This is a genomic window from Legionella birminghamensis, from assembly GCF_900452515.1.
Classification (GTDB): domain Bacteria; phylum Pseudomonadota; class Gammaproteobacteria; order Legionellales; family Legionellaceae; genus Legionella_C; species Legionella_C birminghamensis.
Window position 1 is genome coordinate 1675648 of record NZ_UGNW01000001.1, and the last position, 15850, is coordinate 1691497.

Sequence of the window (15850 nt, forward strand, 5' to 3'; positions counted from 1 at the left end):
TAAATGCGTACTCAAGTCGTGGCAGTCCGTTTTAACTTGTTGCATTCAACATTTCATCATCCATACAAATGTTCCCTTCTCTCGAAAATAATAGGATATTCAATGTCACCGCTCGGTTGAATTATATTAATATTCTGGTTTGCCCACCAGAGGCTCTTCATCCACACAATGGCTTCATCAAAAAATCCAACTCTCACTTTATTATGTTTGCCTGTTTTTTTAATTCTTTCTGGACGATAAATGCGTTTATCAATTCCAGTCCGGTGAAGTTATCAGCCAGTATCGCGGTGTATTTCGCTGACGTTCTATCAAACAGGTGGCACTCCCCTGCTCCGTTTCGACTCACTTCCTAAAAATTCCCAGGATCCAGTTTTCATATAGTGCTAGTATATCGCCAGCGAGATGAAGCGTCTTCACCCGACCCATGGGCCAATTATGAATAAAATACAATGACCCAGCTAGAAGGAACATTGTTAGAAGAGCTTTGGCATGCCATGGATCATGACAATAAATTAGTCATTATTAAGGAGCTTGGTTCATTACTACGGGAAGTTCATACTCTCCCGACACAGGGTTTGGAATCGATAGACGGCCAGTGGAAGTCCTTTATTCGAAGTCAAATAACATCCTGCGTAGCACATCATAGAACTAAAGGTTTACCTACTTCCTTATTAAAACAAATCCCTTCTTATATTGAATCGGTTAATGAATCTTTACTTCAAATTGAAAAGCCGGTTATTTTAACTGGAGAATACACGCCGATGAATTTTTTGGTCACAAATACCGACGGAACCTGGCATATAACAGGCTTGATCGATTTTGGCGATGCAATGCTAGGTCATTATAAGTATGATTTATTAGGGCCAGGTGCATTTTTGATACAGGGTGATAAAGAACTATTACAGACATTTTTACGGGCTTATGGATTTCGGGTAGACAAGCTTAATGGCGAACTGAGTCAACAGTTAACTGCATTAATGCTTCTCCATAAATATAGCAATCTGGAAATTCAAATAAGAATTGCTAGCATCCTCTATGAAAAAACTAGAAAATTTAGTCTGGGGATTTTAATTTATAGGGTTGATTATGCCCCCTGCAAACCACTAGTTTTAGTTTTACCCGTAAATTGCGGGAAAAGTTATCCGAAATCAAAAACTGCACTCAATTACCGCTGTTTTTACTTCATTTAATTTGGTCACCGAATCAGTATTAAATTGAAAGAAAAAACATCGTCCTTGTGTTGCAAACAAATTTCCTAAATTTGCGATGGAAAGAGAGACAAGTGTTATCATAAAATTTGCCAGGAATTCTTTATATCCTCGATGGTGTTTAAGCTTTTCCTGAACATTGGAGGTTTCCCTGGTACAATTAGTCTTAAAATTCTTTTCAAGCAGGTCACTGGTTTTTTCAGGTTCGGCAATACATGAATCTAAATAATTTTTAATTTCCTTTCGGATAAACAGCTCAAGCTCGCCTATCTGCTTTGACTCCAGCTCAAACCCTCGCCCCGCCAGGTTCTTTGCTTTTAGAGTTAATAAAGGAATTTTATTTACAATGGGTGAAATGGCGCCGAAAGCTTTTTCTGCATGATTCTTCAGCGCGTATTCTTGAAGCTGCTCCAGGGTTAAAGAAAAACCTTTTGCGAGTAAATAATTAATAACTTCCCGGCTATTATACTTCACTGCAATATTTAAAAATTCATTTCTGTAGGATTCACTCGCGCGTCTTCTCTGAGTCACTGAGACAGGTTTCAATTCGTTCCACAACCCCATGCCATCATTAAATAAAAAATCGACTACAGCTAAACGATCTTTCTGAATTGCCTCATCCCTTAGAAATTTTTTATCTTTATAATTATTTAAATAAGGTATTAATCCCTGTGTCTGCCCATAACTTTGAATTATAAAACCCTTTCGCTCATATTGCGGCTGATCTCCAAGATAGGATAGCTTGAGCAGTTCTTGTAACTGCTCAACATTGTCCTGGTCAATTGCTTCCAGCGCTTGCATTTTCAAGGAGGAATAGACTGTTTGATCGTAGGGAGAAAACATAATTGGACGGCTGTTATTTTAATTTTTTCAAAATTATATCATAGGATTCAAACTCTTTTTATTAAACTGTAAGCGTCCGTGATGACTGACCTGTATAAGCATGTATAATTACCTCCGCATGGATTAACTTGCAATCAGCTTTATAACAAGGAGATAGGATGTTTAGTAAGCGTGAGGATACAAGCACCCGATTTACGGATCGGATTGAGTTGAATAAGGTGGGAAATCATTTAACAACACTTCGCACACGCACACGGGGCATGCAAGCTTCGGCCATGGATGTGGGTTCACTATCGTATGATAAATACCAAATACTTCAAAAAATTTTAAAGGACATTGATACCTTAATCGCTGAATTTAATGACAGAGGCCCACAAAGCGATCCTGGGAAAGAGTTGAGGGAAGTCAGGGAATTATTAATTGAAATTCACCGTGTCATTGCCAAAATCTCCATACATCATATACAAACTTTATTAACGTTCAGGAATGGTACCCGCAATAATATCAAGCAGGTTATTCTATATGGTTCTATGGGAGCAGGTATTGCGGCAGGAGCTGCTTTATCAGGGCCAGTAGGTGCATTATTTTTGATGTTTGGCGGAGGTTACCTGGGTTCAAAAACAAACCACTATGCGGGTCTCTCGGGGGCTGAAAGTTTACTGCCAGAATCCATGAAAATACTGGAAAAGATCGGTAGTTCTGCCGGTGAGGCAATAAAAGCCATTAGCAAAACACTAACGCTAGTGGATTCGAGCATACCTTTCTTTATGAATAGCCAAAGTACCTCAATTACAGAGTGTCACTTTGAAGACAGAACGCTGTTAGATTCAGAAATAAAACCTGGAATGATGTATATCTGCAGAGCGGATAAGAATGATTTTCTGGCTTATGCCTGGAGGAAGGAAGACGGCTCCGTTAAGAGGGTAAATCTCAATGATTTTATGCAGGACGATGAAAAATTCAAGAATTATTGTGGTGTTGAAAAACTGGACGAATCCAGACAAAAGGCCTTTTTGGCAATACTGCTTCAAGGGAGCAACCGGTTTAGCCAATCCCAATACGATGAAAAGTTTCAGACCCACCATGAATGTTATCAAAGACTATCAGCTTCTGAAATCTGAGACAGCTATTCCTGTGGGTATGCCAATCCAGGGATTGGCATACCCATGTAGAAATTACAGCACTGGATCAGAGAGCCTGTTCAATGATGTGCAGAGTCCAAAACAAGTCCATGGAAACTTGAATATCAGCATATAAAAGCTGTATTTAATAAGCGCACCCTGCTTTTTATTTTAAAAAAACGAGACCCAGCTCTTCACTTATTATGCTTATTCTGTATAATTGCTGGTCACAAAAGTTTTAATGGGTATCGCATGCCAAGAAATAGATCCAAAGGCCTTTTCTGGAGACGGGCTTTAATAGACAGAAAGGTTTTTGACCGCTATTCCAAGGATGAGCAAAAGATAATAGAGGCTGTCAAGGCTTTATTAAACAATGGAACCCATGGAACGAATTATGAAAAATTACGGGATGATTTGGCGAGCGCGCGTTTAAACGATGCGGATAGAATTTTATTAACGAATTACGAGCTCGACGGTCAAAACAATCTGTTGGTCATCGATGCAGCCGAATGGCATGAATATAAAAAATCGCCTGCTTATAATGATAAAAATGGTGTAAAGAATTATCTCGTCAAAAATAAAGAGTCCATTGAAAAACGCATTCGCGAAATGATGGCGGAAGAGGCTGCAGCCGCGCAGTCGCCTAAGCCCCCTGCCGGCAAGCCCGAGCCAGTCATCCTGGATTATTATAACCAGCAATTCATCCGCCTGAATTTAAGCCAGCAATCCGTTTTGCAATCGGGCTTGCCCCTTGTCGTCAGCGGTGCACCGGGCTCTGGTAAATCCTGCGTGGCCATTTCCATGCTGCGGCAATTGGCAGCGCAGCTGCCTGAGGGATCTGAGGAAAAGATCCTTTACTTGACAGAATCCCCCCGTTTGTTAAAAGAGATGCAGGCCATTTGGGAGTCACTTGAGCTTCCCCGGGACATGCAAAGGCGGGTTGAGTTTAAAACCTATGCCATGCAGGCGGCGGAAAGCCGTGCCGAGTATGTAAAAGACCGGACAGTCTGCACCAAACTGGAATTTGAACACTGGTTTAAAAAGTATGTCAGTGACCGAAGAAATGAACTCAACCCAGCATGGCGAACACCAAGGGTAAAAAAGGCAAAACCCAGGATGATCCCTTCCTGAAACTGGATGGGTTTTTAAAAAATCAGCAGACGATTTACCAGGAGTTTCGCCTGCTGTCGGGTTACTAAAAAAAAGAATATATCAAGCTGGGCAAGAAACAGAGTATTTACAAAAATGAAGAGGACAGACTTTGGATCTACCGCGCCTACAAAGCCTATCTCAATCATCTTGACGGCAGCCAACTGGTTAATTTTGACTTTCTCCATCTGAATGAAAAAGGAAAATACCATTCAGTAGTGGTTGATGAGGCACAGGATTTATCGCGATTACCCTTGAAGGAAATACTGCATCTGGCAAAGGAAAAACGGGTATGCTATCTGATGGATACGCATCAAAGCCTTTTTGATAATAAGTCCAAACGTCCCTATCTGCTGGGTTTAATGGGTTCCAATGCAAAGCATATCGAATTGCCCCATTCCTACCGCTGCCCTGCAAATGTTGTTCATTTTGCCAATAGGGTTATCCGCCTTAAAAACTGGCTGGTTGGCGGTCGTGCCGACAAGCTCGAGCAAGCCGAGATTATCCCTTCTCCGGAGCAGGAAAAAATCCCTGGTACGGTGGTCTGGGTAGACAAGGAAGAAGAGTTTGAACGCTTAAAAGAAGCGGCAAAGGAAAGTGATTTTGCCATCATAACCCTGCCCCAATACGTTGAAGAGGCGCGTCGTAAATACGGATCCGCCCTGATTTTTACTCCCGAACAAATCAAAGGGCTCGAATATAAGAAAGTGCTGCTCTACCGCATGCTCGATGACGAGCTTTGCTATGAGGCGAATAAAAAAATCAATGGCCTGTCGGATGAGGAGTTAAATTGCCTGACCAACCGTGCCAAAGAGGGTTGTGAAGAAGATCAATTTGGCCCTCCATTCAACAAGTTTTTTACCAGTTGTACCCGTTCGACCGCGGACTTATACATTGACCAGCCAGAGAAGCATGCCACCAGGAATCTGACCCGGTTTTTTAAAAAGGGGATAAAAGCCGCTGAGTTGCCCGTGCAGAATAAAGCCCCTAAAACAGAGGCTGAGCGATTGGCCGACTGGACAGAGGAGGCCCGCCGTCAATATGAGGAAGGCAATATTGATATTTCCAAAAATATCTATGAACAATGCTTGAAGAATAAAATACCGCAGGCCGATTTTGAGTCCTTTCTAATCGCACAAAAGTTAGTTCCCGAAAAAATCGAAGCGCAAGCTTGGCCTGAGCCTGAAATAAAGCCGGAGCCAAAACCAGAGCCAAATCCAGCTGCTGAGGAGCAAACAAGCGAAGCTTGCCCAAGGAAGAAGAAAAAAAAGCGCTCCAGGAAGAAAGCAGCTGCGGAACCAAGAACTACAGCGGGACTCTCACTTCAGCCCAGGACCGGAGCAATTGAGGGAAAAACCGCTAAACCTGCCAAGAACAGCGCGATGAATGTGTCCCCACTACAGCAGAAAACTGTCGATAAGCTGATAACGGTTATGGAACAAGGAACGATTAAGGAATGGCAAAACTATCTTCAGCGTAAGCTTAGTTGCCCAGTTATGTATCAGACGCTTGTCCAGGGTTTAGCAAAACAAACTAACTCTTTTGAGGTTTTAAATTTTATTAAGGAATGGAAAGCTCTGCTCCAGAAAGAGTGGGGGCGGTTTTCAGAGGTAATTACCAATGAGTTATTAGCCGAAGAGTTGACTAAACACATCCCTGAGTTTCGCGATGTCAATGTATTTTATTTTTTTGCTATGGATATCGATTTTGTCAGTCAACGCTGGGATTTCTTCAAATCACGGATTAATGAGGAGATGTTAAATAAGCGGATACCGGGTGGAGTATCCGCTTTTTATTTATTATGTGGTTGTGGTACCGACAACAAAGCAAAGCTAAGGGCATTGTGGAAGGATCTTGCAGGTTTTGTGACGAAAGAAAACTTGCATCAAATATGTGCAGACTCCCCATATAAAGGGGCATCCTCATTTTATTGGCTATGTTCAGATATAGGCATCGAGATCCTGGATCAGTATTGGCATATTTTTATGCCTTCGATAACAAAAGAATTGCTGTTTCAGGAAATTACAGGCTCAGATGAAACCCATGAAGGAAAAAGTCCGCTGTATCGCTTGTGCATAATCCCAGAGGGAATCAAATTTCTGGATAATCACTGGGATTTTTTTGAACCCTTCTTTAGCGAAGAAATTTTTAAGCCCTTAGGAAACAAGCATCCACTATCCATTTTTCAAGTATTATTTTACAGAAATGGTATTGAATTAATTAAAAAACACTGGCCCCACTTTTTATCACTTATTCAAAAAGAAATGCAAAGCCCTGATGAGCGGGTTAGTGAAGCGATTTTATTTGGATTGAGTTCCTCCCCTGAGGGAGTGGCTTTTCTGGAAGAGAAATGGGATTTTTTCAAATCTATTATCAATGAAAAAAGTTTCATAGCAAAACCTTATCGTGATTATCCCTCAACTGGAATTAGTTGTATCTACCATTTATGCACGCATCCTGAGGGACTTGCCTTTCTAAATAAGCATTGGTCTGATTTCGCCCCTTATCTTAAAAAAACGCATTTATCTGAACATTTTACAGGAAGCCGTCAAACGCCTCTTCATTTAATTTGTGACTACGCCGAGCGAGTTGCACTGATAGATGACCACTGGGATGATTTTGCCCGTTTTATTACCGAAGAGTCACTGCACCTGCCAATTACAGGTAGCAACACGTCTACAGGGAAAACACCTTTTTATTTCCTGTGCCAAAGTGGGCATGGAATTAATCTTATTCAAAAACACTGGGATTTTTTTGAGCCGCTAATTACAGCAGAAGCCTTGAAACAGACTGCAACTGGAGCCGTTAAGGAGAAAGGATTAAGTGTTCTGCATTTATTATTTAGAAATGCCGCAGGTTTGGAATTATTGGACACGCATTGGGACTTTTTCGAGCCCCTGTTAATAACACAGAATCTGTTAAATGTGACGGTAAACCACGCGAATCAACGTATAACACCAATACGCACCCTATTAGACTCTAAAGAGGGAAGAATACTAATTCAGAAACGTTGGCCCCTTTTTTCCAGGCCATTCGTTTCTGAGGGTGAGAATATTAGCTTTTTCTACTGGTTATGCTCAACATCATATGGACATACATTGCTCAAAGAGTATTGGGAGGAGTTTGCTCATTTATTTACTAAGAAGGACTTGCATACACCGTTCTGGTCCAAAACCTATAACCGGGAAATCACAATATTTGAGAATTTTCTTTGTGTATCTGGTGGCGCGAAGTTGATCTATGAAAAATGGGAAACGTTTGAACCTTTAGTTGGCGATAAGGAAATAAACTTCCTTGTTTCATTCCTAAATAAACAACTCGATAATCAGCAATCATCTTCCCCGCAGGTTACAGAAGCGGTAAACAGGAATCGCTTTTTTAAACCAGGCAATGAAAATAGCAGTACTGTTCCCGCAACACCGGGTTTTAGCCATCAATAATATAACCCCGCTTTTATGCACAGAACAGATTGAGAAATGGCTGTGCATCGTCTTTTCTCCCTTTGCATACAGGACTGTAACATTCTATACACATTGTTATCCACAGATTTTGCGGATAACAATATTGTGAATAATATTAGGGATTGCGCTTATAAGTCTTTATTATCAAGGAGTTGCAAACAGAAGAATAAGGAGAGAGTTTATTGTTGTGAACAGCTGCGGAAAACTTATCCACAGCGCCCAAAATTACAATGTAATCTTGGGAAGTGAATTGTATCTCCTTTTTATTAAAATAAACAGTCTTGACAAGCTGTAGATGTATTATTTAATTTATTTTTTTTATATCTCTTTAATTATTAGAGATAAAATATAATTTTATCCATTTACCCTTTCTATTCAATACCTCTTGCTGGCTCAACTTTACACACTAATCAGCATTGGAAGAATCCTGGTAAGGGTTATGCCCTTTCTACAGCCAGAGATAGTGATTTATTTCGCGATTGCCAAGTCAAATGAAATCTGGTATGTTGCTATTCGTCGTGTCGCCGCTCGTTCGCGATATTCCGGGAATTAAGTAAGATAGCTAGACTTCACAGATAGATCTTGAAGCATATGCATCAAGGTTCTTTTCCTATGTAAGCTCCAAGCCAGTATTCTGAAATGGATTTGAAAGGTATGGTAAAAATAAAAAGATTTTTCTCTAACGAGCTGTCAAAGCTATTACTCGTTTTTTTAATCTTGATACAAGCATGTTATGCTGACAAAGAAAATGTGCTTACACTGGAAGCAGATGATCAAGCTGAAGCCCTCTTATTCGTTAAACCTGAAAACTCTTTCTGCTATGGTAACAATAATTTCCAAGCATGTTTAAACATGATTGCTGGCTCCAATACCCCAGTGGCGTTAACAATAGTTAATCGCTCAAGACGAGTTACCGCTTATGCTATTCAAGCTATCTTGCCTCCGAATATGGGGGTCACCCAAGACGCTACAGGCTGTGCAATTTTACTGCCATTAGCGAGCTGCAGTTTACGTTTTCTCCCAGGCACTAATATCTATCCTCAAGTTTCTGTAGCTATAATAGGCACAAATGCCGCCACAACTTATGTTACTATGGAGGTGCTGCCCCCCACTACATTGAGTATTAACGTAGCAGGTTCACCGCTGGTTATACCTAAAGGTGATAACCGCTCGTTAACGATTACTAATACATCAAATTATCCCGCTTATGCCATTCATTCGAATTTCACCGGCACGGCATTGGATGGGCAAGTGGTTGAATCGGCGAATACATGTGCTGCGGTAGCGCCTGGGGCAAACTGTATGATTACCTACACTGCTATTAACACAGTCGTGCCGCCTACAAATTTTCCCATATTTGGTTCAAATACTCTTGCTGTAAATGCTAACATTTCTGTAACCTCCCCTTTTGCTTATATTACCAACAATGTCCCGTCCGGAAATATCACTCAATGTTTAAAAAATTCTGTAACCGGTGAATTAAGCAATTGTAGTGTTATGGGTCCATTTCCAGCCATCAATAACCCTAGCTATATTGTTTTTAATCAGACCGACACGCAGGCTTATATTAGCAACTCCTCGAGTAACACCGTCACTCAGTGTTCTGTAGCCCCCTTAACAGGTACCTTAACAAATTGTACAGATTCGATTATAGGCGGGTTAACTAACTCATCCGGACTATCACTGAACCCAACAGGCTCCTTCCTCTACATTCTTAATTCATCCGGAGCTACTCCCTTAATAAAATGCCCGATCGATGGAGTGGGCATGATCAATACTGCAGGCTGTATCAATTCAGGGGCTACACCGCCTGCAGGGCAAGCTCACACAGGAATTACTCTCAATGCCGCAGGAACGCGTGCTTATATTGTCAATCAATTCCAGACTACAATATGTGATGTTGATCCTGGCACCGGGCAATTAATCGGTTGTGTTAACCCCCCATCTGCAGCAATTACTTTTGCAAATGGGAGCCTAGCATTTTATGCCAATGAAACCCTTGCCTATGTAGCCGTAACTTCTTTGAACTCGGTTGCCAAATGCAATGTGCTCAATACCGGAGTGTTAAGTGGCTGCTTTACCGCGGGAGGGGCAGTTACTAATCCTCAAAATATTGCGATAGATGAGCCTAATAACCTTATTTACATCAGTGATAACTTAGGTGTTTCAAAATGTCAGATTAATCCCGTTACAGGAAACTTTTTTGACTGTATGGTTTCAGGGGCTGCTGATCTAAACACACCTGATGGCATCACATTAAATTAAGGTAAAAAATAATAAACAATCACCAATCCCGGGGCTTTCTGGTCAACTAACATACACGTTAATCATCGCATAATCTTTAAGTGCTATTATGAATATTAATAGTTATTGAGATTACATGATGGCCAGAAAATTTCCTGTCATACATGAAAAAGCTGTGATAGCTCATTCACTCAAGGGAAGCCCGGTAGGAGAGGCGCCTAAAGCAGGTGATCCTCAACCCGTATCTGTAATGCCTCTGCAAGAGCGGCAAGAAATGGTCGAGCGATTAGAAAAAAGTATTTCTACTCTCATGGATGAAGCCAAGGATGCCCATGAAGCCAATAATCTAATGCATAATGATCCTGACCATATTACTCGCTTGAGCACTAATGAGTTCTTTTTTTATACTAAAGAGCCACTGACTTTAAAGGAATTTGAAGAGCTACAAAACAATATTGCAAATAGAGCTAAATCCATGTCTGAAGGGGTTCAATTAATTCTCGGCTCCTTTGGAGTAAAGACAGATGATGGTAAAGTGATGAATGTGACTCCACATATTAGTTGTGGAAACCCACCCGAATTCCAGCTCATTGTCAAAAGTAATACCTCATCTGTAGACGTCCGTTATAAAGAACCCGATGGTATGGGGGGAATGGATACACTTCCTGTGTTAGATAATCGGAAACCGTCAATACCTATGCCGCAAATTACCATTGACGGCAAAGTTAAAGACTTCGGCTTTAATAATATAATTTCTTGCAAAACGCCTGGCGGTACTCAATTTTTAACAGCTGTAGACATATGCTTAGACCACGACTATGGTGTTGCAAAAAAAAACTATCAGGAGCTAATAAAAAAAGATCCTGAAATTTTAAAGCAACCCATTTCTCATGTTGTGGTATCTAACTGGATCCCTATAGATAAAACTAACTCTCTTGGCTCCTCTGTAATGCATGTTGATCCTGTCTGTTCACCACAAGGATGCAAACAAGGAATTGCTCAACAGAAAAGCGCTCCACGCAAGCTTGAATTTGGCAATGACCTGGTTACTGTTTTTAATGTTGTGGGTGAGAAAGTTCATCTTCTCGTCGATTATGTAAAAAATACTTATGCCTATAAGACAACAAATCCATCGGGAGGACGCGATCATAAATCCTATACCGTTTCCCTTGATAAGGTCGAATTCCAAAAATCACAAACTAGCGCTGATTTTGCCACTTTTAAAAACAAATATCAGGCTCATAAAGGGGATTATCTAAAAACTCTTATTTTAGATGACTTGCAAAAGCGAATAGAAGGCACTACTACAAAAAAAGAATTAGCCGATTTAAAAGAAGAATTAGCGCATTCCTATGAGGTAGATGTGTTAAAGAAAGCGCAAGGCTGGGTTACCGAAAAATTTAGCCTTAAAACTACTTCGCAAAAAGCACTCGAAAAGATGCTGGAACAACAAGAAAAATATTTATCCGAGACCAATCCCAAAGTGTCAATTTAGGGACTTGATTAAAATAGGCTAAACTTTACTACTATGAGAAAATAAGGAAAAACATGAGACCCGAAATATCAACCAAACTAGCTGCTAATCAAAATCCCCTTAAGGTTAATCTTGCTGGATTAAACATAAAGGATAGTGAGATTTCAGAAATAATGGCGTATATAAAAATAAATAAACCTGCTGCTATCAAGATTGATTTGGATAATAATCATATTACTGATAAAGGGGCCAAAACCTTAAGCGACTATTTTCGCGAGTTTAGCGATGTTCAAGAAATTAGTATTCAGTATAATAAGATTGGCAAATCAGGAGCCATTGAATTATTTCGTCTTAAAAATGATTTCTCTAAACTGGATATATTGTTTCATGGAAATAAAATTACTAATGTACGTGAAATGGATGACATTGAACAGTTAGCACGCTCGGGGACATACAGGCCTTAGGATTGTAATCTCTAAATCATAGATTAGAAACAACAACAGCAATTAAGACCAGAAATCCCAGGGTGCGGCGAAAGTAATTCACCCCACAGGTTATCTCCAGCCATGCCCATGTAAAGATAAACCCAAACCGGAGCATATGAAAAATTAAATGCATTTTTGGCTGACTACTACTCCAAAGTAAATCTAATAGCGCGAATACAAACCACAGGATTAAAGGCCAGTTGGGAAGCTGGAATATGACTACTCGGTTTTGACTGTCTTTAAAAAAATCAGAAAATTTATACATGTTTAGTTTCTTATTCGCAAAAATAGGAGGCTGATATAGTTTGTACGTAACAGTCTATTCACACAGTTATCCACAGATTTTGTGGATAACTGATTTCTTGACAATCAAGATATTAAGCCTAATAACCTGCTATTATCAAGGAGTTATAAAATGTATGATAAGTAAAAAGCTACTTGTGGTGCACAGGTGAGGTAAACTTATCCACAATATCAAGGAATTGGATATGGTTTTTGGAAGTGCATTGTATCTTCTTTTTTTAGAAAGAAACAGTCTTGACAATTTCAAGCTGTTGTATTTGCATGCACCTATTTTCGTATCTCTTTAATAATTAGTGATAAATTTATTTTGGCTAATGCGAAGATTTACATGGAGATGATTTGGATACCGCGAACAATCGCGGTACGTAGCGGGTTAGCGCGTAGGCTGCTTAAATGCCCCTTTAATTTTACTGAAAAGAACATAGACTGCAGTTGCGGCGGCTCCAGATAATAAACCAGTCAGAAGATCCATGCCTATTGAAACAGGGAATGAAACACCAGTCGTATACTGATGAAGAAATGGCAGTCCATGCGCAATAATACTTCCTCCGACTAAAAACATAGCGATGGTTCCAGCCATCGCCAGAAACTTCATTAGAATTGGGGCTGCACCAATTAGCATAAGCCCAATCTGCTTTATCGGCTTTCTTTTCTCGCGTAAAATGAAACCCAGATCATCCAGTTTTACAATAAATGCAACCAAACCATACACTCCAATAGTCATAATAAGGGAAATTGCAACCAAAACCATAATTTGATTGACCAAGGATGTGTGAGTAACAGTGCCTAAAGTAATGACGATAATTTCCGCTGACAATATAAAATCAGTGCGCACTGCTCCCCTAATCTTTTCCCTTTCGAATTGATGCTCGTCCATTTCTTGGATTGTTAATACTTCTTGGGTGCTATGAGCGTGCGCTTTATGAAGCTTATGTAAAATTTTTTCAAATCCCTCGAAGCATAGATACAAGCCTCCTAGCATTAGTAAAACTGTAACCAGTGGAGGGATAAAAAAACTGATAAGGAGAGCCAATGGGATTAATATTAACTTGTTAATAGCCGAGCCCTTGGCTACTGCAAACACAACGGGGAGTTCTCGATGGGCATGCAGGCCAATCACCTGCTCGGCATTGAGCGCGAGATCATCTCCCAATACACCCGCAGTTTTCTTGCTGGCTATTTTAGTCATCAATGCGATATCGTCAAGTGCATTGGCGATATCATCTATCAGTGTTAATAAGCTGGTTCCTGCCATACGGTTTCCCTAAAATTTAACACGCAGACTAAAGCGTTCATAATAAAAAAGCCCCATCAGCATAACTGACAGAGCTTTTCAAAATGACTGACGATCTTACTTGGCTGCAGCGGCGGCTTTCTTTTCTTTTTCTTTGGCAATTACAGCTTCAGCTACGCTGGCCGGACAAGGCGCATAGTGAGAGAATTCCATTGAAAACTGGCCACGGCCTGAGGTAAGCGTACGTAATGTACTGATATATCCAAACATTTCTGAAAGGGGAACATCGGCTTTGATGCGAACACCTGCAGCACTTGGTTCCTGACCAGAGATCATTCCACGGCGACGGTTCAAGTCACCAATTACGTTACCTACATCTTCTTCGGTACTGTAAACGTCAACTTTCATAATGGGTTCCAGCAGTTGTGGGCCGGCTTTTGGCATTGACTGACGGAACGCCCCTTTTGCTGCAATCTCGAAGGCAATCGCAGAAGAGTCGACCGCATGGTAGCCCCCGTCAGTTAGGTTGATAACAACATCTAATACCGGGAATCCAGCTAATGGACCAGTATCCATCATTGAACGGAAGCCTTTTTCAATTGCAGGGAAGAATTCTTTAGGAACATTTCCGCCGACAACTGATGTCATGAAAGTAAATCCAGAGTTTGGCTCGCCTGGCTCAATTGTGTAATCAATTTTACCATATTGACCCGCACCACCTGATTGTTTCTTATGGGTGTAGCTGTCCTGAATCGATTTGGTAATGGTTTCACGATAAGCAACCTGTGGCTGACCTACTATCAATTCAACATCATAAGTACGTTTCAGAATATCCACTTTAATATCAAGATGTAACTCACCCATTCCGCGAAGAATGGTTTCACCAGAATCTTCGTCAGTTTCAACTCTGAATGTAGGATCTTCTGCAACCATCTTGCCGATGGCAATACTCATTTTTTCAGTAGAACCTTTATCTTTTGGCGTAACAGCAATAGAAATTACAGGCTCAGGAAACACCATTGCTTCCAGTGTACATTCATGATTAGGATCACAGAGTGTGTGGCCAGTACGAACATTCTTCATACCAACAATAGCAATAATGTCACCGGCTTCAGCGCTTTGTAACTCATTACGCTCATTCGCCTGCATCTCCACCATACGGCCAACACGTTCAGTCTTACCGGTAAAGGAGTTGAGAATAGTATCCCCTTTATTTAATTTTCCTGAATAGATACGAACGAAAGTCAGGGCGCCAAAACGATCATCCATAATCTTGAAGGCCAGTGCGCGGAATGGCTCATCAGGAGAAACAATGGCGAATTGACCGTTGGGCTCACCTTCAGCATTGGTCAATGGTTGTGGATTCACTTCGTGCGGAGCGGGTAAATAATCAACCACCGCATCAAGCAATAACTGCATCCCTTTGTTTTTAAAGGCAGAACCACAATAGGTGGGGAAGAAAGCCAGTTCAAGCGTTCCTTTACGGATGCAACGCTTAACGTCTTCGACAGAAGGCTCAACACCTTCCAGATACGCCATTAACAGCTCATCATCCATTTCCAGTGCTGTTTCAATCAACTGTGCTCTGTACATTTCAACATCGTCGTGCATATCTGCCGGTACATCAGTGATGTTGTAATTCTCTGGCTGGCCAGATTCATCCCAAACATAGGCTTTGCGGGTCAATAAATCAACAACACCAACGAAACTGTCTTCAAATCCTATCGGTAAGGTCATGATTAATGGATTTGCGCCCAATACTTTTTTGATCTGCTCAGTAACTCTCAGGAAGTTCGCACCAATACGATCCAGCTTGTTGACAAAAATAAGACGGGATACTTTTGCATTGTTCGCATAACGCCAGTTCGTTTCTGACTGAGGTTCAACACCGCCGGAACCGCAGAATACGCCAATTCCCCCATCGAGTACTTTCAGTGAACGGTATACTTCAACAGTGAAGTCAACGTGTCCTGGGGTATCAATAACGTTAAAGCGATGACCTTTCCAGTAACAGCTTACTGCTGCTGATTGAATAGTAATACCACGCTCTGCTTCCTGTTCCATAAAGTCGGTTGTCGATTCACCTTCATGAACCTCTCCCATTCTGTGGATTCTTCCAGTAAGCTTCAGAATACGTTCTGTAGTGGTTGTTTTTCCGGCATCTACGTGTGCGAAGATACCAATATTTCTGTAAAGGTTTAAGTCAGTCATAGTGCTCTTATTAAAAGTAATGGGAAAAAAATTATCGCATATTATACAGTATTTTATTTGGGTTTACAGTAGAACTTGTCTATTAATCCTAACTTTATTATGTTTACAGGCTTTACT

11 protein-coding genes are annotated in these 15850 nt (G+C 40.8%); 7 read left to right on the forward strand and 4 right to left on the reverse strand.

What is annotated here, in order from left to right; genetic code table 11:
* Window positions 1-449 precede the first annotated feature (449 nt).
* A complete protein-coding gene (locus tag DYH42_RS07120) occupies window positions 450-1190 on the forward strand; it encodes an aminoglycoside phosphotransferase family protein (RefSeq protein ID WP_058524144.1) in 741 nt (246 codons plus the stop codon).
* Here the strand turns inward: DYH42_RS07120 and DYH42_RS07125 are convergent.
* Window positions 1149-2051, reverse strand: coding sequence for a hypothetical protein (locus tag DYH42_RS07125; protein WP_058524145.1), 903 nt, complete (start codon window positions 2049-2051; stop codon window positions 1149-1151). The two genes, DYH42_RS07120 and DYH42_RS07125, sit on opposite strands and share 42 nt — an antisense overlap.
* A gap of 158 nt (window positions 2052-2209) precedes the next feature.
* Here DYH42_RS07125 and DYH42_RS07130 point away from each other — a divergent pair, with 158 nt between their 5' ends.
* Together DYH42_RS07130 and DYH42_RS07135 are read left to right on the forward strand one after the other, a co-directional pair.
* Window positions 2210-3172, forward strand: coding sequence for a hypothetical protein (locus DYH42_RS07130; protein ID WP_058524146.1), 963 nt, complete (start codon window positions 2210-2212; stop codon window positions 3170-3172).
* A 252-nt stretch (window positions 3173-3424) separates the two neighbouring features.
* Entirely contained in the window at window positions 3425-4303 is an 879-nt protein-coding gene (locus tag DYH42_RS07135) for a hypothetical protein (RefSeq protein ID WP_115316992.1), read from the forward strand.
* A gap of 14 nt (window positions 4304-4317) precedes the next feature.
* Here the strand turns inward: DYH42_RS07135 and DYH42_RS16575 are convergent, their stop codons facing one another.
* Window positions 4318-4533 (reverse strand): hypothetical protein, encoded by a 216-nt coding sequence (locus DYH42_RS16575; RefSeq protein ID WP_172464988.1) that lies wholly within the window; start codon window positions 4531-4533, stop codon window positions 4318-4320.
* A gap of 6 nt (window positions 4534-4539) precedes the next feature.
* Between DYH42_RS16575 and DYH42_RS07140 the strand changes: the two genes are divergently transcribed.
* From DYH42_RS07140 to DYH42_RS07155, 4 genes are all read left to right on the forward strand, one after another.
* On the forward strand, window positions 4540-7761 hold the full coding sequence (locus DYH42_RS07140; protein WP_058524164.1) for a DEAD/DEAH box helicase: 3222 nt from the start codon (window positions 4540-4542) through the stop codon (window positions 7759-7761).
* 660 nt (window positions 7762-8421) lie between these two features.
* Window positions 8422-10047: a lactonase family protein gene (locus tag DYH42_RS07145; RefSeq protein WP_157062402.1), complete on the forward strand. Its 1626-nt coding sequence runs from the start codon at window positions 8422-8424 to the stop codon at window positions 10045-10047.
* A gap of 115 nt (window positions 10048-10162) precedes the next feature.
* The gene (locus tag DYH42_RS07150; protein ID WP_058524166.1) at window positions 10163-11521 is read left to right on the forward strand and encodes a hypothetical protein; all 1359 of its coding nucleotides are present in this window, start codon (window positions 10163-10165) and stop codon (window positions 11519-11521) included.
* 53 nt (window positions 11522-11574) lie between these two features.
* On the forward strand, window positions 11575-11964 hold the full coding sequence (locus tag DYH42_RS07155) for a leucine-rich repeat domain-containing protein (RefSeq protein WP_058524167.1): 390 nt from the start codon (window positions 11575-11577) through the stop codon (window positions 11962-11964).
* 697 nt (window positions 11965-12661) lie between these two features.
* Here DYH42_RS07155 and DYH42_RS07165 read toward each other — a convergent pair.
* Window positions 12662-13543, reverse strand: coding sequence for a DUF808 domain-containing protein (locus tag DYH42_RS07165; protein ID WP_058524169.1), 882 nt, complete (start codon window positions 13541-13543; stop codon window positions 12662-12664).
* A gap of 96 nt (window positions 13544-13639) precedes the next feature.
* Window positions 13640-15733: an elongation factor G gene (fusA, locus tag DYH42_RS07170; protein WP_058524170.1), complete on the reverse strand. Its 2094-nt coding sequence runs from the start codon at window positions 15731-15733 to the stop codon at window positions 13640-13642.
* Between the last annotated feature and the right edge of the window lie 117 nt (window positions 15734-15850).

What these genes read in the sequence shown, in the direction of transcription:
- DYH42_RS07120 (WP_058524144.1), top strand. Translation starts at nt 450, where the DNA reads ATGACCCAGCTAGAAGGAACATTGTTAGAAGAGCTTTGGCATGCCATG.
- DYH42_RS07125 (WP_058524145.1), bottom strand. Translation starts at nt 2,051, where the DNA reads ATGTTTTCTCCCTACGATCAAACAGTCTATTCCTCCTTGAAAATGCAA.
- DYH42_RS07130 (WP_058524146.1), top strand. Translation starts at nt 2,210, where the DNA reads ATGTTTAGTAAGCGTGAGGATACAAGCACCCGATTTACGGATCGGATT.
- DYH42_RS07135 (WP_115316992.1), top strand. Translation starts at nt 3,425, where the DNA reads ATGCCAAGAAATAGATCCAAAGGCCTTTTCTGGAGACGGGCTTTAATA.
- DYH42_RS16575 (WP_172464988.1), bottom strand. Translation starts at nt 4,533, where the DNA reads ATGGTATTTTCCTTTTTCATTCAGATGGAGAAAGTCAAAATTAACCAG.
- DYH42_RS07145 (WP_157062402.1), top strand. Translation starts at nt 8,422, where the DNA reads ATGGATTTGAAAGGTATGGTAAAAATAAAAAGATTTTTCTCTAACGAG.
- DYH42_RS07150 (WP_058524166.1), top strand. Translation starts at nt 10,163, where the DNA reads ATGATGGCCAGAAAATTTCCTGTCATACATGAAAAAGCTGTGATAGCT.
- DYH42_RS07155 (WP_058524167.1), top strand. Translation starts at nt 11,575, where the DNA reads ATGAGACCCGAAATATCAACCAAACTAGCTGCTAATCAAAATCCCCTT.
- DYH42_RS07165 (WP_058524169.1), bottom strand. Translation starts at nt 13,543, where the DNA reads ATGGCAGGAACCAGCTTATTAACACTGATAGATGATATCGCCAATGCA.
- fusA (WP_058524170.1), bottom strand. Translation starts at nt 15,733, where the DNA reads ATGACTGACTTAAACCTTTACAGAAATATTGGTATCTTCGCACACGTA.